The sequence below is a fragment of the Pseudomonas sp. SK2 genome, assembly GCF_016772395.1.
GTDB lineage: Bacteria > Pseudomonadota > Gammaproteobacteria > Pseudomonadales > Pseudomonadaceae > Aquipseudomonas > Aquipseudomonas taiwanensis.
In genome coordinates, this window is record NZ_CP061944.1 from 4117701 (window position 1) to 4134019 (window position 16319).

Consider the following 16319-nt stretch of genomic DNA (forward strand, 5'->3'; position numbering starts at 1 on the left):
GCGGAACCTGGAGCAAGGCCTGCATCAGCGGCCGTGGCGCCTCAACCACTCACGGGACAGTTCCCGGGCGCGCTGGTCGGCAGCGAACACCGCATCCAGCGACGGCAGCGAGACCACTGGCTCCTGGTCAAGCACCTGTTCGATCATACTCGCGATTTCTGGAAAGCGGATGCGCCGCTGGAGAAATGCCTCGACCGCCACTTCGTTGGCCGCATTGAGCACGGCAGGCGCACTGTTGCCCGCCTCGGCAGCCTGCCGCGCCAGGCGCAAGCAAGGGAAGCGTTGTTCGTCGGGCGCCTGGAAATCCAGACGAGCGATGCCGAACAAGTCCAGCGGGGCTACCCCGGAGTCGATCCGCTCGGGCCAGGCCAGGGCGTTTGCTATGGGCGTGCGCATGTCTGGATTGCCCAGCTGGGCCAGCACCGAACCGTCGACATAATCCACCAACGAGTGGATCACGCTCTGCGGGTGAACCACCACTTCGACCTTGGCCGGCGCTGCATCGAACAACCAGCATGCTTCGATCAGCTCCAGGCCCTTGTTCATCATGCTGGCCGAGTCCACGGAAATCTTGCGCCCCATGGACCAGTTAGGGTGGGCACAGGCCTGCTCCGGCGTGACATTGGCCAGGGCCGCCTGGGGCGTCTCGCGGAATGGGCCGCCCGACGCCGTCAGGAGGATGCGCCGCACCCCGACCTGAACCAGCCCACGACCGTAGTCGCCGGGCAGGCACTGGAAAATGGCATTGTGTTCACTGTCGATGGGCAACAGCACAGCGCCACTGCGCCGCACCGCATCCATGAACAGTGCGCCGGACATTACCAAGGCTTCCTTGTTGGCCAGCAACACCTTCTTGCCTGCCTCGACGGCAGCCAAGGTCGGACGCAACCCAGCGGCGCCGACGATAGCGGCCATCACCGCATCGACTTCCTGCGCCGCCGCGACCTGACACAGCCCCGCCTCGCCCTCGAGCACTTCGGTGGCACAGCGCGCGGCAGCCAGGCCCTCGCGCAGACGCGCAGCACTTTCTGCATCCGGCACCACTGCATAGACCGGATCATGGCGAACGCACAGTGCCAGCAACTCGTCGATACGCGAATAACCGCTGAGCGCGAACACCCGATAGCGCTCGGGATGGCGAGCGATCACATCCAGCGTGCTAAGGCCAATGGACCCGGTAGCGCCGAGTACGGTAATGCGTTGCAGCGTACTCACATCACACCCCATTCAGCCGCCCACAGCAGCACCGCGAAGATCGGGATCGCCGCCGTCAGGCTGTCGATGCGATCGAGCACGCCGCCGTGACCTGGCAGCAGGTTGCTGCTGTCCTTGATGCCCGAGCGGCGCTTGAACATGCTCTCGGTCAGGTCACCCACTACCGAGGACATGACCACTACCGCAGCGCCCAGCAGCCCCAGGACGATCTGGCCGAAGCTCCAGTCCCGGCTGATACCCACCACCAGGGTGATGAGCAGGCACAGGGCCAGACCGCCATAGACGCCTTCCCAGCTCTTGCCTGGGCTGACCTGCGCAGCCAGCTTGCGCTTGCCGAAAGCACGCCCGGAGAAATAAGCCCCGATATCGGCCGCCCAGACCAGCACCATGACCGACAGGATCAACCAGTTGCCCAACGGCCAATGCTTGAGCAAGACCAGCCCTTGCCAGGCCGGCAGCAGCACCAGCAAGCCGATCAGCAATCGGCAGGCGGCGCTGGCCCAAAGCTCGCTGCTGCGTGGGTAGGTGAGCACCAGCCAGGTGGCCAGCCCCCACCAGATCACCGCCGCACCCAGCACCCAGGGCGCAAGGTCGGGCATCAGGTAGAGCAGCATCAGCGCCCCGGCAACCACGGCGGCGTAGGCAATACGCAGCGGCTGGGCCATCAGCCCGGCCAGGCGCGCCCACTCCCAGGCACCAAGGGTGACCACGAAGCCGATGAACAGGGCGAAATCCCCGCCGTTGAGCAGGAAAAAGCCGCCCAGCGCGACCGGCAGCAGGATCAGCGCAGTAATGATGCGTTGTTTAAGCATTAAGCACGAGCTCCAGCCTCGACCTGCTCGCTGGTCTTACCGAAGCGGCGCTGGCGCGAAGCGAAATCGGCCAACGCGTTGCGCATGGCCTCGTGTTTGAAGTCCGGCCAATAGAGGTCGGAGAAATACAGCTCGGCATAAGCCAGCTGCCAAAGCAGGAAGTTGCTGATGCGGTGCTCGCCGCCGGTGCGAATGCACAGGTCGGGCAAAGGCAGCTCCCCCGTCGCCAGGCAAGTCTGCAACAAGTCAGGCGTGATGTCCTCCGGACGCAGGTGGCCGGCCTGGACTTCACGGGCCAGGCGCTGGGCGGCCTGGGCGATATCCCATTGACCGCCATAATTGGCGGCGATCTGCAGGATGAAGCGGTTGTTGCCCGCAGTCAGCGCCTCGGCTTCACGCATGGCCGCCTGCAGCTCAGGATGGAAACGCGAGCGATCACCGATGATGCGCAAGCTGATGTTGTTCTCGTTCAGCCGCTTGGCCTCACGACGCAGGGCCGAGAAGAACAACTCCATCAGCGCCCCTACCTCATCGGCCGGACGCTGCCAGTTCTCGCTGGAGAACGCGAACAGGGTCAGCACCTCGACCCCGGACTGCGCGCACACTTCGATGACCGCACGAACGGCGTCGACGCCCGCCTTGTGCCCGGCAACGCCGGGCAACAGACGTTTCTTCGCCCAGCGATTATTGCCATCCATGATGATCGCGACGTGACGCGGCACCGAAGACAGTGCCGCCAGCTTGGTCTTTTCCATTAAAAAACCTCGGCCTTAGACGGCCATAAGGTCCTTTTCCTTGGCTTTGAACGCAGCGTCGATTTCGGCGACGAACTTGTCGGTCAGCTTCTGGATCTCGTCCGCGGCGCGGCGTTCTTCGTCTTCGCTGATTTCCTTGTCCTTGGTCAGCTTCTTCAGGTCGGCGAGTGCGTCACGACGAACGTTACGGACCGCCACCTTGGCATCTTCGGCGACGCCGCTGGCCTGCTTGGTGTAACCCTTGCGGGTTTCCTCGGTCAGGGCAGGCATCGGAACACGGATGGTGGTGCCGGCGCTGGAGGGGTTCAGGCCCAGGTCGGAGGTCAGGATCGCCTTCTCGATGGCGGCGCTGAGGTTCTTGTCGTGGGCGACGATCTTCAGGGTACGGGCGTCTTCGACGGTGATCGCGGCCACCTGGTTCAGCGGCATCTCGCTGCCCCACGCAGGGACCTTGACGCTGTCCAGAATGCTTGGGTGGGCGCGACCGGTGCGGATCGCCGCCAGGTTGCGACCCAGGGCCTCGATGGACTTGGTCATGCGCTCCTGAGCGTCTTTCTTGATGTCGTTGATCATGCTTCGCCTTCCTCGATCAAAGTACCTTCAGCGCCACCCACCACGATGTTCAGCAGGGCGCCAGGCTTGTTCATGTTGAATACCCGCAATGGCATCTTGTGGTCGCGGCACAGGCAGATTGCGGTCAGATCCATAACGCCGAGCTTGCGATCCAGAACCTCGTCGTAGGTCAGGTGATCGAACTTCTCGGCATGCGGATCCTTGAATGGATCGGCAGTGTACACACCATCGACCTTGGTCGCCTTCAGCACAACGTCGGCATCGATTTCGATGGCGCGCAGGCAGGCTGCGGAGTCGGTGGTGAAGAACGGATTGCCGGTACCGGCGGAGAAAATTACCACATCCCCGGAGTTGAGGTGGCGAATAGCTTTGCGACGATCGTAATGATCGGTGACACCGACCATGGAAATGGCCGACATGACCAGGGCCGGGATGTTCGAACGCTCCAAGGCGTCGCGCATGGCCAGGGCGTTCATCACGGTGGCCAGCATACCCATGTGGTCACCGGTGACGCGATCCATGCCGGCTGCACTGAGCGCGGCGCCGCGGAACAGGTTACCACCGCCGATCACCAGGCCAACCTGGACGCCGATACCGACCAATTGGCCGACTTCCAGGGCCATGCGATCCAGCACCTTCGGGTCGATCCCGAAGTCTTCCGAGCCCATCAGGGCCTCGCCGCTAAGTTTGAGCAAAATGCGTTTATAGCGAGGTTGGCGACCACTCACCTGCTGAGCCATTGCGAGTCTCTCCTGCGGCGTACTGTAGAAAATTCCGTGCGGGCTGTTTGCAGCCTGCTAACTGTAGCGTGGCACCGTTTTGGTGCCAGCAGAGACCGGTTCGATAAACCCGTCTCCGTTTTGACAAAGAGGCTGCGCGCGTGAGCGGGCAGCCTCTTTGGGGCGACAGACGAGTCTGTCTTACTGCTTGGCGGCAGCGACCTGAGCGGCAACTTCTTCAGCGAAGTTGTCGACTGGCTTCTCGATGCCTTCGCCGACTTTGAAGTAGGTGAAGGAAACGATTTCAGCACCGGCTTTCTTGGCCAGCTCGCCAACTTTGACTTCTGGGTTCATGACGAAAGCTTGCTCGACCAGCGAAGCTTCGGCCAGGAACTTCGAGATACGACCCTTGATCATGTTCTCGACGATGTTTTCTGGCTTGCCAGCGATCTTGTCAGCGTTCAGCTGCAGGAAGACGCCCTTCTCACGCTCGATGGCTTCAGGGGAAACTTCCGAAGGCAGCAGGAACTCTGGGTTCGAAGCTGCGACGTGCATGGCGATGTTCTTGGCCAGTTCAACGTCACCGCCTTTCAGAACAACGGCTGCGCCGATCTTGTTACCGTGCAGGTAAGCACCGACAACGTCACCTTCAACGCGCACCAGGCGACGGATGTTGACGTTTTCGCCGCACTTGGCAACCAGGGCTTCACGAGCGGATTCGCGCGAAGCGATCAGCGGAGCGGCGTCGGTCAGCTTCTGAGCGAAAGCTTCTTCGATGCTTTCAGCAACGAAGGCCTTGAAGTCATCTTGCAGGGCCAGGAAGTCGGTCTGCGAGTTCACTTCCAGCAGGACAGCGGCCTTGCCGTCGGTCTTGACGGCGATGGCGCCTTCGGCGGCAACGTTGCCAGCCTTCTTGGCGGCCTTGATGGCGCCCGAGGCACGCATGTCGTCAATGGCTTTCTCGATGTCGCCGCCGGCCTTTTCCAGGGCCTTTTTGCAATCCATCATGCCTTCGCCGGTACGCTCGCGCAGTTCTTTGACCAGCGCTGCAGTAATTGCTGCCATTTCAAAATCCTCTTGGAAAGTTTTTCAACCATTCCACCCGCTTGTGACGGGCGTTCAATTCTGCAAATCCACTGCTTTTATCGTCAGCGACCCATGATGCGGGGCCGTTGCTGACAGCAGGATTTCAAGGTGGCAAAAAGGGGGCCAAGCCCCCTTTTTGCGTGCCAAGTCAGACGCTAAGCGTCAATTACTCAGCAGCAGGTGCAGCCGCTTCTTCAGCGTAGACTTCGGTGCCGCCAGCAACGTTGTTGCGGCCGCGGATGACGGCGTCAGCCATCGAAGTCATGTACAGCTCGATGGCGCGAATGGCGTCGTCGTTACCTGGGATGACGAAATCAACACCTTCCGGGCTGCTGTTGGTATCGACAACGCCGATGACCGGGATGCCCAGCTTGTTGGCTTCGGTGATAGCAATGCGCTCGTGCTCAACGTCGATCACGAACAGGGCATCAGGCAGGCCGCCCATGTCCTTGATACCGCCCAGGCTGCGATCCAGCTTTTCCAGATCACGGGTGCGCATCAGGGCTTCTTTCTTGGTCAGCTTGGCGAAGGTGCCATCTTCGGCCTGGGTTTCCAGGTCGCGCAGACGCTTGATCGAAGCACGGATGGTTTTGTAGTTGGTCAGCATGCCGCCCAACCAACGGTGGTCAACGTATGGCGAACCGCAACGAGCAGCTTGCTCGGCGACGATCTTGCCGGCGGAACGCTTGGTGCCGACGAACAGGATCTTGTTCTTGCCCTGGGCCAGGCGCTCTACGAACGACAGAGCGTCGTTGAACATCGGCAGGGTTTTTTCCAGGTTGATGATGTGAATCTTGTTACGCGCGCCGAAAATGAACTTGCCCATTTTCGGGTTCCAGTAACGGGTCTGGTGGCCGAAGTGCACACCGGCCTTCAGCATATCGCGCATATTGACTTGGGACATGATAGTTCCTTGATAAGTCGGGTTGGGCCTCCACGTATCCCAATGACCAACCCGCGATTCCGAAGAGTCGGGGCACCCAGGCCATCGTGTCGACACGTGTGTGGGGTTTAGTACTCTCGGGGTCGTCCCCGAAAGCGGCGCATTTTATACCACAGACCGCAGGCGAACGGAACCCGAATAAGGTCTCGTCCGTCAGCGTTTTTTGCAGCACCCTGGCTTTCAGGCCAGAATGCCCTTTATAGACAGCAGGACGACCGCCTTTATCCCGACCGATTGCCGCCCTGCTCTGGTAGAATCCGGCCTTTCCCGTTTGTTCGCGCCATCGATGGCGCCGTAGAGAGCCTGCAATGACCGTCACCATCAAGACCGCAGAAGACATCGAGAAGATGCGCATCGCCGGCCGCCTGGCCGCCGAAGTGCTCGAAATGATCGAAGAGCACGTCAAGCCCGGTGTCACCACCGAGGAGCTGGATCGCCTGTGCCACGACTACATCGTCAACGTCCAGCAGGCCATCCCGGCCCCGCTCAACTACAAGGGCTACCCCAAGTCGATCTGCACCTCGATCAACCACGTCGTCTGCCATGGCATTCCCAACGACAAGCCGCTCAAGGACGGTGACACCATCAACATCGACGTGACCGTCATCAAGGATGGCTACCACGGCGATACCAGCCGCATGTTCCACGTCGGCACCGTCGCCCCCTGGGCCGAGCGCCTGTCCAAGGTGACGCAAGAGTGCATGTACAAGGCCATCGAGCTGGTCAAGCCGGGCTGCCGCCTGGGTGACATCGGCGAGGTCATCCAGAAGCACGCCGAGAAGAACGGCTTTTCGGTGGTGCGCGAGTTCTGCGGCCACGGCATCGGCAAGGTGTTCCACGAAGAGCCGCAGATCCTGCACTACGGCAAGGCCGGCACCGGCATGGAGCTCAAGGAAGGCATGACCTTCACCATCGAGCCGATGATCAACCAGGGCAAGGCCGACACCAAGGTATTGGGCGACGGCTGGACCGCCATCACCAAGGACCGCAAGCTCTCGGCCCAGTGGGAACACACCCTGGTGGTCACCGCCACCGGCTACGAGATCTTCACCCTGCGCAAGGACGATACCATCCCGCGCACCTCGGCTTGAGCCCACACTAGGCAAACACTCAGACAGGAACGCGACGCGATGCCCCAGGTGGATCCCGAGCTGTTCGACCGCGGCCAGTTCCAGGCGGAACTGGCCCTCAAGGCGAGCCCTATCGCCGCCTTCAAGAAAGCCATCCGCCAGGCGGGCGAGGTGCTTGACCGGCGTTTTCGCAGCGGCCGCGAAATCCGCCGACTGATCGAGGATCGCGCCTGGCTCGTCGACAACATCCTGCAACAAGCCTGGAACCAGTTCGATTGGGGCGACCAAAGCGGGATCGCCCTGGTTGCAGTGGGTGGGTATGGACGCGGTGAACTGCACCCCTATTCGGACATCGACCTGCTGATTCTGCTGGGTGCCGCCGAACACGAACAGTACCGCGACGCCATCGAGCGCTTCCTCACCCTGTTGTGGGACATCGGCCTGGAAGTTGGCCAGAGCGTTCGTACCGTCGACGAATGCGCAGAACAAGCCCGCGCCGACCTGACGGTAATCACCAACCTGATGGAAAGCCGCACCATTGCCGGCCCGGAGAGCCTGCGTCAGCGCATGCTGGACGTCACCAGCACCGCACACATGTGGCCGAGCAAGGAGTTCTTCCTGGCCAAGCGCGCCGAACTCAAGGCCCGCCACCACAAGTACAACGACACCGAGTACAACCTCGAACCCAATGTCAAAGGTTCTCCCGGCGGCCTGCGCGACATCCAGACCGTGCTGTGGGTGGCTCGACGCCAGTACGGCACGCTGAACCTGCATGCCCTGGCCGGCGAAGGCTTCCTGCTGGAAAGCGAGAACGAGCTGCTGGCGTCCTCCCAGGACTTCCTGTGGAGGGTGCGCTACGCCCTGCACATGCTGGCCGGTCGCGCCGAGGACCGCCTGCTGTTCGACCACCAGCGCAGCATCGCCGCGCTACTGGGCTACAGCGACGAGAACCCCAAGCGGGCCATCGAGCAGTTCATGCAGCAGTACTACCGCGTGGTCATGAGCATCAGCCAGTTGTGCGACCTGATCATCCAGCATTTCGAGGAAGTGATCCTCGCCGATGACGACAGCGGCGCCACGCAACCTCTGAATGCGCGCTTCCGCCTGCACGACGGCTATATCGAAGCGGTCAATGCGAACGTGTTCAAACGCACGCCCTTCGCCATGCTGGAAATCTTCGTGCTGATGGCCCAGCACCCGGAAATCAAGGGTGTACGCGCCGACACCGTGCGCCTGCTGCGCGAGCACCGTCACCTGATCGACGAAACGTTCCGCCACGACATCCGCAACACCAGCCTGTTCATCGAACTGTTCAAGTGCGAAATCGGCATCCACCGCAACCTGCGGCGCATGAACCGCTACGGCATTCTTGGCCGCTATCTGCCGGAGTTCGGCCTGATCGTGGGGCAGATGCAGCATGACCTGTTCCATATCTATACGGTCGATGCCCACACGCTCAACCTCATCAAGCACCTGCGCAAGCTGCAGTACACGCCAGTGTCCGAAAAATTCCCGCTGGCCAGCAAGCTCATGGGACGACTGCCCAAGCCCGAACTCATCTACCTGGCCGGCCTTTACCATGACATCGGTAAAGGCCGCCAGGGCGACCACTCCGAACTGGGCGCGGTGGACGCCAAGGCCTTCTGCGAGCGCCACCAACTCCCAGCCTGGGATAGCCGCCTGATCGCCTGGCTGGTGCTGAACCACCTGGTGATGTCCACCACCGCCCAGCGCAAGGACCTGTCCGACCCGCAGGTGATCAATGACTTCGCCCTGCATGTCGGCGATGAAACCCGCCTGGACTACCTCTACGTGCTGACCGTGGCCGACATCAACGCCACCAACCCCAGCCTGTGGAACTCTTGGCGCGCCAGCCTGCTGCGCCAGCTCTACACCGAGACCAAGCGTGCCCTGCGCAGGGGCCTGGAAAACCCGCTGGATCGCGAAGAACAGATTCGCCAGACCCAGACCGCAGCGCTGGACATCCTGGTGCGCGAAGGCACCGACCCGGACGATGTCGAGCAGCTCTGGTCGCAGCTGGGCGATGACTATTTCTTGCGCCATACCGCCGCCGACGTGGCCTGGCACAGTGATGCGATCCTGCAGCAGCCAGCGGACGGCGGGCCACTGGTGTTGATCAAGGAAACCACCCAGCGCGAGTTCGAGGGCGGGACGCAGATCTTCATCTATGCCCCTGACCAACACGACTTCTTCGCCGTGACCGTGGCGGCCATGTCCCAGCTCAACCTGAACATCCACGATGCCCGGATCATCACCTCGAGCAGCCAGTTCACCCTCGACACCTACATCGTGCTCGACAACGACGGCGGGTCGATCGGCGACAACCCGCAGCGGGTCAAGCAGATCCGCGATGGCCTGACCGAAGCGCTGCGCAACCCCGAGGACTACCCGACCATCATCCAACGCCGGGTGCCGCGCCAGCTCAAGCACTTCACCTTCGCGCCGCAGGTAACCATCCACAACGATGCGCAGCGCCCGGTGACCATCCTGGAAATCACCGCTCCCGACCGCCCCGGCCTGCTGGCGCGGATCGGACGGATCTTCCTGGAGTTCGACCTGTCGCTGCAGAACGCCAAGATCGCCACCCTCGGCGAACGGGTCGAGGACGTGTTCTTCATCACCGACGCCGACAACCAGCCGCTGTCCGACCCACAACTGTGCAGCCGCCTGCAGGAAGCGATCGTCCAGCAGTTGCAGGCTGGCCAGGCCAGCGATGCCAGCCCCACCCGCGTGACCTTTTAACGATTGACGAGACCTTGCGCCGATGAATCATGCCTTGACCCAGCTGCAGCCCTACCCGTTCGAGAAACTCCGTGCCCTGCTGGGCAGCGTGAAACCGGCCGCGGACAAACGCGCCATCGCCCTGTCCATTGGCGAGCCGAAGCACGAGTCGCCGGCCTTCGTCGCCAAGGCCATGGCCGACAACCTCGACAAACTGGCGGTGTACCCGAGCACCATCGGCCTGCCGGCATTGCGCCAGGCCATCGGCCAGTGGTGCGAGCGCCGCTTTGGCGTGCCAACCGGCTGGCTGGACGCCGACCGCCACATCCTGCCGGTGAACGGCACCCGTGAGGCACTGTTCGCCTTCACCCAGGCCGTGGTCAACCGCGCCGACGATGGCCTGGTGGTCAGCCCCAACCCGTTCTACCAGATCTACGAAGGCGCGGCCCTGCTGGCCGGGGCCACGCCGCACTACTTGCCCTGCCTGGAAGCCAACGGATTCAACCCCGACTTCGACGCAGTGCCGGTCGAGGTCTGGAAGCGCTGCCAAATCCTCTTCCTGTGCTCCCCGGGCAACCCGACAGGTGCCCTGGTACCAATGGACACCCTGAAGAAACTGATCGCCCTGGCCGACGAGCATGACTTCGTGATTGCCGCCGACGAGTGCTACAGCGAGCTGTACTTCGACGAGGACGCCCCGCCACCTGGCCTGCTGACCGCTTGCGCCGAGCTTGGCCGTAGCGACTTCAAGCGCTGCGTGGTGTTCCACAGCCTGTCCAAGCGCTCCAACCTGCCAGGACTGCGCTCGGGCTTCGTGGCCGGTGACGCCTCGATCATCAAGCCGTTTTTGCTGTACCGCACCTACCACGGCTGCGCGATGCCGGTTCAGACCCAGCTGGCCAGCATCGCAGCCTGGCAGGACGAAGCCCATGTGCGCGACAACCGCGACCAGTACCGCGCCAAGTACGACGCCGTGCTGGACATCCTGCAACCGGTGCTGGACGTGCAGCGCCCGGATGGCAGTTTCTACCTGTGGGCCAAGGTCCCGGGCAGCGACGCCGACTTCACCCGCGACCTGTTCGAGGCCCAGCATGTGACCGTGGTACCAGGCTCATACCTTTCGCGTGAAGTTAACGGCGTGAATCCAGGGGCTGGTCGAGTGCGCATGGCCCTGGTTGCGCCGCTGGCCGAGTGTATCGAAGCGGCGGAGCGGATTCGCCAGTTCCTGCAAAGCCGCTGAAGACGAAGGGCCGCCACGCGGCCCTCCGACAGACAGATCCGCTACTTGACCTGCCCTAGGTTGGCTTCACTCAGATCCAGCTCGCCCAGCACTTGGCGCACGACCTCATCGCCCACCAAGTGCTGGCGGTGCAGGTTGTACAGCTCAAGACGCTGGGCCCGCAGCGCACGCAAGCGCAGTCGCCGCTCCAGCAAGTCCATCTGCTCGGCCAGTGCCCGCGCTTCGGCGGTGTCGTTGTAGCTGTCCAGCTCGTCCCGGTATTCGGCCATCAACCGCGCCTTCAGCTCGGTGGCCAAGGTCGCCTGCGCCGCATCCTGGGGTGCGCTGGCATCGATCACTTCTTCTGCCTCCAAGGCATGAATGGCCGCCTCCGCGGTGCGCCGCCAGGCTTCCTGCACTTCCTGGTGCAAACGCTCATCCGGACTTCTGGTAACGCCCCGCAGCAGGAACGGCAAGGCGACGCACGCGCTGATCAACGACAACAGGATCACCCCCGCGGCGATGAAAATCAGCAGATCACGCTCGGGAAACGCCTTGCCCGCCCCTATCAGCAGCGGGATCGACATCACACCGGCCAGCGTCACGGCACCGCGCACGCCGCCCAGAGTCAACAGCCAGCAAGAGCGCGCGGTGGGCATCAGCACCAGGTCCGGTTTACCGCGCCAACGCCGCACCACACCGATCGCTCGCCAGATGCTCTGTACCCACACGAAACGCAGCAGTATCAACGCAGCGAAGATCGCCAGCACATCGAGACAGCGCCAGGCCAGGGTCGGCCAGACAGTGGTCTCATGGCTGACCACCGCCTTGATGATGTCCGGCAACTGCAGGCCCAGCAGCAGGAAGATCAGGCCATTGAAGGCGAACTCCAGCAACGACCAGACACTGCGGTTCAACAGCCGTGTGCTGGTCTGGCGGGGCAGCAGGTCGAGCCAGCTCTGCATCATGCCGGCAGCCACGGCGGAAAGAATGCCAGAAACGCCCAGGCGCTCGGCCAATACGTAGGCCGCGAACGGCAGCAGCAGCATGAACACGACATGGGTGGCCGGGTCGTCCCAGCCCCGGGCGATCATCCACGCACGCAGGCGGCCGATCAGCCAACTAAGCGCGACCCCCACCGCCAAGCCACCGATGGCAACGAGGACGAAACTCATGCCCGCGTCGGCAAGCGAGAATGCCCCTGTGATCGCCGCTGCCAGGGCGAACTTGAAGGTCACCAGGCCCGAGGCATCGTTCAACAGCGCCTCGCCCTGCAGCATGTGCATGAGCGGGGTTGGCAGGCGGTCCTGGGTGATGGCCGACACAGCCACGGCGTCGGTGGGCGAAAGCACGGCTGCCAACGCGAACGCTACCGGCAGCGGGATAGTAGGCAACAGCCAGTGGATGAAATATCCGGCGCCGACCACGGTGAACAGCACCAGGCCCACCGCCAGGGCCACCACTGGTCCGCGAATACGCCACAGCTCACGCTTGGGAATGCGCCAGCCATCGGCGAACAGCAACGGTGGCAGGAACAGGAACAGAAACAGTTCTGGGTCCAGGGCCACATGCAGGCCCAGGGTCGGCCATGCCAGCAAGGCGCCAGCGGCGATCTGCACCAATGGCAGCGGTAGCGGAATGACTCGCCCGACCAGTTTCGACACGCTTACCAGCGTCAGCAGGATGAGGACGGTGTAGGCGGACTGCATCCGTGAAAGCTTCCTTTGTGAACCAAAAACGACATCAGGGCGAAACATCGCCATTGAAACAATATGTTAGCGGGGATAGGTAAATCGAGACCGCTGCACGATAGTCGCAGGTGGCAAATGTATATGTAACATGATGATACTGGGGTCATGGCTGGCAGGTGTGCGCCTTAAGATCTTGGCGCCCAAGAGATAGAGCGCCCGAAATTTCAAGGCAGGCACCTGGCAATCTCCGAGGTGCTGCAGGACACAAGGCATGCACACCCGTGGCGCTCAAAGAATCGTTCCCGCATAATCCCGCGACTGACATTCGGAAAACGGAGAGATTGGGGGCACCTTTGAACCCCAATGTACGCGATGACTTACACGCTCTACGGCATCAAAGCCTGTGACACCATGAAAAAAGCCCGCACATGGCTCGAAGAACACGCCATCGGCTACGAATTCCACGACTACAAGACTCAAGGCATCGACCGCGACAGCCTGAACCGCTGGTGCGATGAACACGGCTGGGAAGTCATCCTCAACCGTGCCGGCACCACCTTCCGCAAGCTCGACGACGCCAGCAAGGCCGATCTCGACCAGGCCAAGGCCGTGGAGCTGATGCTGGCCCAGCCGTCGATGATCAAGCGCCCGGTGCTCGACCTCGGCGCACGCACGCTGGTTGGCTTCAAGCCTGACCTGTACGGCGCTGCGCTGGCCTGAGCCCACCCCCTATTTCGCACGAGGTAATCACATGTCCAATAACCTGTTCAGCCTGGCCTTCGGTGTCGGCTCCCAGAACCGCCAGGGCGCCTGGCTCGAAGTCTTCTACGCACAACCCCTGCTCAACCCGAGTGCCGAGCTGGTCGCCGCCGTTGCGCCGATCCTCGGTTACCAAGGTGGCAACCAGGCCATCGCCTTCAGCAACGCCCAGGCCGCGCAACTGGCCGAAGCCCTCAAAGGCGTCGATGCCGCCCAGGCCGCCCTGCTGACCCGCCTGGCCGAAAGCCACAAGCCACTGGTCGCCACCCTGCTGGCCGAAGACGCCGCACTGACCTCGACCCCAGAGGCCTACCTGAAGCTGCACCTGCTGTCGCACCGTCTGGTCAAGCCGCACGGCGTAAGCCTGGCCGGCATCTTCCCGCTGCTGCCGAACGTCGCCTGGACCAACCAGGGCGCCGTTGACCTGGCCGAGCTGGCTGAGCTGCAACTGGAAGCACGCCTGAAGGGCGAGCTGCTGGAAGTGTTCTCGGTGGACAAGTTCCCGAAGATGACCGACTACGTGGTTCCGGCTGGCGTGCGTATCGCCGATACCGCCCGTGTACGTCTGGGCGCCTACATCGGCGAAGGCACCACCATCATGCACGAAGGCTTCGTCAACTTTAACGCCGGCACCGAAGGCCCGGGCATGATCGAAGGCCGCGTCTCGGCTGGTGTGTTCGTCGGCAAGGGCTCGGACCTGGGTGGCGGCTGCTCGACCATGGGTACCCTGTCCGGTGGCGGCAACATCGTCATCAAGGTCGGCGAAGGCTGCCTGATCGGCGCCAACGCCGGCATCGGTATCCCGCTGGGCGATCGCAACACCGTGGAAGCCGGTCTGTACATCACTGCCGGCACCAAGGTGAACCTGCTCGACGAAAACAACGAGCTGGTCAAAGTGGTCAAGGCCCGCGACCTGGCCGGTCAGACCGACCTGCTGTTCCGCCGCAACTCGCTGAACGGCGCCGTCGAGTGCAAGACCCACAAGTCGGCCATCGAGCTGAATGAGGCGCTGCACGCCCATAACTGAGAACCCTGCACGGTTTGAAGTGATAAGATCGGGTCTGGCGTAATGCCAGACCCGATTTTCATTCCAGGCCTTGCGAACATGTTCCAGCCCTCCCCCTGGCGTGCCGATTTCCCCGCCATCGCCGCCCTGCAACGGCAGCACCAGACCTACCTGGACAGCGCCGCCACCACCCAGAAACCCCAGGCGCTGCTCGATGCCCTGAGCCATTACTACGGTCATGGTGCAGCCAATGTGCATCGCGCCCAGCACCTTCCCGGCGCCCTGGCGACCCAAGCGTTCGAAACCAGCCGGGACAAGGTCGCCGCCTGGCTCAACGCCGCCGATGCCCAGCAGATCGTGTTCACTCACGGAGCCACTTCGGCACTGAACCTGTTGGCCTATGGGCTTGAGCACCGTTTCGAGGCCGGTGACGAAATCGCTGTCAGCGCCCTGGAACACCACGCCAACCTGTTGCCGTGGCAACAACTGGCGCGACGGCGCAATGTGCGCCTGGTGGTGTTGCCGCTGGACGCACACGGACGCATCGACCTTGACCCGGCCCTGCAACTGATCGGGCCGCGCACCCGGGTCCTGGCGGTCAGCCAGTTGTCCAACGTACTGGGTACCTGGCAGCCGCTACCTGCCTTGCTCGCCCACGCCCGTGCCCAAGGCGCGATCACGGTGGTCGACGGCGCCCAGGGGGTGGTCCATGGCCGCCACGACGTGCAGCAACTGGGCTGCGACTTCTACGTGTTCTCCAGTCACAAGCTATACGGGCCGGACGGCGTTGGCGTGCTCTACGGCCGGCGCCAGGCCCTTGACCTGCTGCATCACTGGCAATTCGGTGGCGAGATGGTGCAAATGGCCGATTATCAGAGCGCCAGTTTCCGGCCAGCGCCGCTGGGGTTCGAGGCAGGAACACCGCCCATTGCCGGCGTGATTGGCCTGGGCGCAACCCTTGATTACCTCGCCAGCCTCGACGTCCATGCCGTCGAGAACCACGAAGCGAGCCTGCACCAGCACCTGCTGCGAGGCCTGGCGGACCGCGACGGTATTCGTGTACTCGGCACACCCCAGGCGGCCTTGGCCAGTTTCGTCATCGAAGGCGTGCACAACGCCGATATCGCCCATCTGCTGACCGAGCAAGGCATCGCCGTGCGCGCCGGCCATCATTGCGCAATGCCGCTGCTCAAGGGTTTGGGGCTGGAGGGGGCGATTCGGGTGTCGTTGGGGATCTACAACGACAGCGACGACCTGCAACGGTTCTTCGCTGCGCTGGACCAAGGCCTGGAGTTGCTGCGATGAACTTGTCAGAGCAGGCGCGCCAGGCGCGGGAGAGCTTCGAACAAGCGCGCGGCTGGGAGCAGCGGGCACGACTGCTGATGCAGTGGGGCGAACGGCTGGAACCGCTGGAGGACACGCAGAAGACCGAGAGCAATCGGGTGCATGGCTGTGAGAGCCTTGTGTGGCTGGTGGCCACTCAGGTCGACGGCCAATGGCAGTTCAAGGCGGCCAGCGATGCGCGCTTATTGCGCGGGTTGCTGGCGCTGCTGCTGGTTCGGGTGCAAGGCTTGGCCACCAGCGAACTGAGCAGGCTGGATCTGCAAGGCTGGTTCACCCAACTGGGCCTTGAGCGCCAATTGTCGCCGTCGCGCAGCAACGGGCTGCATGCGGTGTTGCAGCGGATGGCGCAGTTGACGCTGGATCAGCGCTGAAGCCATCGGGCAAG

General features: G+C 62.8%; 15 protein-coding genes. 7 read left to right on the forward strand and 8 right to left on the reverse strand.

The genetic code is table 11. The features are described from left to right. Window positions 1-24: 24 nt before the first annotated feature. The 7 genes from ispC to rpsB all read right to left on the reverse strand — a co-directional run bounded on the left by ispC (window position 25) and on the right by rpsB (window position 6064). The gene (gene ispC / locus IF103_RS18510) at window positions 25-1215 is read right to left on the reverse strand and encodes a 1-deoxy-D-xylulose-5-phosphate reductoisomerase (protein WP_202675556.1); all 1191 of its coding nucleotides are present in this window, start codon (window positions 1213-1215) and stop codon (window positions 25-27) included. Next, a complete protein-coding gene (locus IF103_RS18515; protein ID WP_023381969.1) occupies window positions 1212-2027 on the reverse strand; it encodes a phosphatidate cytidylyltransferase in 816 nt (271 codons plus the stop codon). Before IF103_RS18515 ends, ispC begins: the two co-directional genes overlap by 4 nt. Beyond that, on the reverse strand, window positions 2027-2782 hold the full coding sequence (gene uppS, locus IF103_RS18520) for a polyprenyl diphosphate synthase (protein ID WP_023381970.1): 756 nt from the start codon (window positions 2780-2782) through the stop codon (window positions 2027-2029). The genes IF103_RS18515 and uppS overlap by 1 nt, the downstream gene beginning before the upstream one ends. 15 nt (window positions 2783-2797) lie before the next feature. Next, window positions 2798-3355 (reverse strand): ribosome recycling factor, encoded by a 558-nt coding sequence (frr, locus tag IF103_RS18525; RefSeq protein ID WP_023381971.1) that lies wholly within the window; start codon window positions 3353-3355, stop codon window positions 2798-2800. Beyond that, window positions 3352-4095 carry a UMP kinase gene (gene pyrH, locus IF103_RS18530; RefSeq protein ID WP_023381972.1) on the reverse strand — a complete coding sequence of 248 codons (744 nt, stop codon included), beginning with the start codon at window positions 4093-4095 and terminating at the stop codon, window positions 3352-3354. Before pyrH ends, frr begins: the two co-directional genes overlap by 4 nt. Before the next feature lie 180 nt (window positions 4096-4275). Beyond that, window positions 4276-5139: a translation elongation factor Ts gene (gene tsf, locus IF103_RS18535; protein WP_023381973.1), complete on the reverse strand. Its 864-nt coding sequence runs from the start codon at window positions 5137-5139 to the stop codon at window positions 4276-4278. A 187-nt stretch (window positions 5140-5326) separates the two neighbouring features. Beyond that, a complete protein-coding gene (gene rpsB / locus IF103_RS18540) occupies window positions 5327-6064 on the reverse strand; it encodes a 30S ribosomal protein S2 (RefSeq protein ID WP_023381974.1) in 738 nt (245 codons plus the stop codon). A 347-nt stretch (window positions 6065-6411) separates the two neighbouring features. Between rpsB and map the strand changes: the two genes are divergently transcribed. The 3 genes from map to dapC are packed head-to-tail and all read left to right on the forward strand — an operon-like array spanning window position 6412 to window position 11155. Further along, window positions 6412-7194, forward strand: coding sequence for a type I methionyl aminopeptidase (gene map / locus IF103_RS18545; protein ID WP_023381975.1), 783 nt, complete (start codon window positions 6412-6414; stop codon window positions 7192-7194). Window positions 7195-7233: 39 nt separating this feature from the next. Next, on the forward strand, window positions 7234-9936 hold the full coding sequence (locus IF103_RS18550; RefSeq protein WP_023381976.1) for a [protein-PII] uridylyltransferase: 2703 nt from the start codon (window positions 7234-7236) through the stop codon (window positions 9934-9936). A gap of 22 nt (window positions 9937-9958) precedes the next feature. Then, window positions 9959-11155, forward strand: a complete 1197-nt coding sequence (gene dapC, locus IF103_RS18555; protein WP_023381977.1) for a succinyldiaminopimelate transaminase — start codon at window positions 9959-9961, stop codon at window positions 11153-11155. Between the two features lie 41 nt (window positions 11156-11196). Here the strand turns inward: dapC and IF103_RS18560 are convergent, their stop codons facing one another. Beyond that, entirely contained in the window at window positions 11197-12843 is a 1647-nt protein-coding gene (locus IF103_RS18560) for a Na+/H+ antiporter (protein ID WP_023381978.1), read from the reverse strand. Window positions 12844-13197: 354 nt separating this feature from the next. Here IF103_RS18560 and IF103_RS18565 point away from each other — a divergent pair, with 354 nt between their 5' ends. The 4 genes from IF103_RS18565 to IF103_RS18580 all read left to right on the forward strand — a co-directional run bounded on the left by IF103_RS18565 (window position 13198) and on the right by IF103_RS18580 (window position 16305). Further along, the gene (locus tag IF103_RS18565; RefSeq protein ID WP_023381979.1) at window positions 13198-13545 is read left to right on the forward strand and encodes an ArsC family reductase; all 348 of its coding nucleotides are present in this window, start codon (window positions 13198-13200) and stop codon (window positions 13543-13545) included. A gap of 31 nt (window positions 13546-13576) precedes the next feature. Beyond that, window positions 13577-14611, forward strand: coding sequence for a 2,3,4,5-tetrahydropyridine-2,6-dicarboxylate N-succinyltransferase (gene dapD, locus IF103_RS18570; RefSeq protein ID WP_023381980.1), 1035 nt, complete (start codon window positions 13577-13579; stop codon window positions 14609-14611). Window positions 14612-14689: 78 nt separating this feature from the next. Continuing rightward, window positions 14690-15895, forward strand: coding sequence for a cysteine desulfurase (locus tag IF103_RS18575; protein ID WP_202675558.1), 1206 nt, complete (start codon window positions 14690-14692; stop codon window positions 15893-15895). Beyond that, a complete protein-coding gene (locus IF103_RS18580) occupies window positions 15892-16305 on the forward strand; it encodes a SufE family protein (RefSeq protein WP_027906530.1) in 414 nt (137 codons plus the stop codon). The genes IF103_RS18575 and IF103_RS18580 overlap by 4 nt, the downstream gene beginning before the upstream one ends. The last annotated feature ends 14 nt before the right edge of the window (window positions 16306-16319 follow it).

What these genes read in the sequence shown, in the direction of transcription:
- tsf (WP_023381973.1), bottom strand. Translation starts at nt 5,139, where the DNA reads ATGGCAGCAATTACTGCAGCGCTGGTCAAAGAACTGCGCGAGCGTACC.
- pyrH (WP_023381972.1), bottom strand. Translation starts at nt 4,095, where the DNA reads ATGGCTCAGCAGGTGAGTGGTCGCCAACCTCGCTATAAACGCATTTTG.
- rpsB (WP_023381974.1), bottom strand. Translation starts at nt 6,064, where the DNA reads ATGTCCCAAGTCAATATGCGCGATATGCTGAAGGCCGGTGTGCACTTC.
- uppS (WP_023381970.1), bottom strand. Translation starts at nt 2,782, where the DNA reads ATGGAAAAGACCAAGCTGGCGGCACTGTCTTCGGTGCCGCGTCACGTC.
- dapD (WP_023381980.1), top strand. Translation starts at nt 13,577, where the DNA reads ATGTCCAATAACCTGTTCAGCCTGGCCTTCGGTGTCGGCTCCCAGAAC.
- IF103_RS18550 (WP_023381976.1), top strand. Translation starts at nt 7,234, where the DNA reads ATGCCCCAGGTGGATCCCGAGCTGTTCGACCGCGGCCAGTTCCAGGCG.
- IF103_RS18560 (WP_023381978.1), bottom strand. Translation starts at nt 12,843, where the DNA reads ATGCAGTCCGCCTACACCGTCCTCATCCTGCTGACGCTGGTAAGCGTG.
- frr (WP_023381971.1), bottom strand. Translation starts at nt 3,355, where the DNA reads ATGATCAACGACATCAAGAAAGACGCTCAGGAGCGCATGACCAAGTCC.
- dapC (WP_023381977.1), top strand. Translation starts at nt 9,959, where the DNA reads ATGAATCATGCCTTGACCCAGCTGCAGCCCTACCCGTTCGAGAAACTC.
- map (WP_023381975.1), top strand. Translation starts at nt 6,412, where the DNA reads ATGACCGTCACCATCAAGACCGCAGAAGACATCGAGAAGATGCGCATC.
- IF103_RS18575 (WP_202675558.1), top strand. Translation starts at nt 14,690, where the DNA reads ATGTTCCAGCCCTCCCCCTGGCGTGCCGATTTCCCCGCCATCGCCGCC.
- IF103_RS18515 (WP_023381969.1), bottom strand. Translation starts at nt 2,027, where the DNA reads ATGCTTAAACAACGCATCATTACTGCGCTGATCCTGCTGCCGGTCGCG.
- IF103_RS18565 (WP_023381979.1), top strand. Translation starts at nt 13,198, where the DNA reads ATGACTTACACGCTCTACGGCATCAAAGCCTGTGACACCATGAAAAAA.
- IF103_RS18580 (WP_027906530.1), top strand. Translation starts at nt 15,892, where the DNA reads ATGAACTTGTCAGAGCAGGCGCGCCAGGCGCGGGAGAGCTTCGAACAA.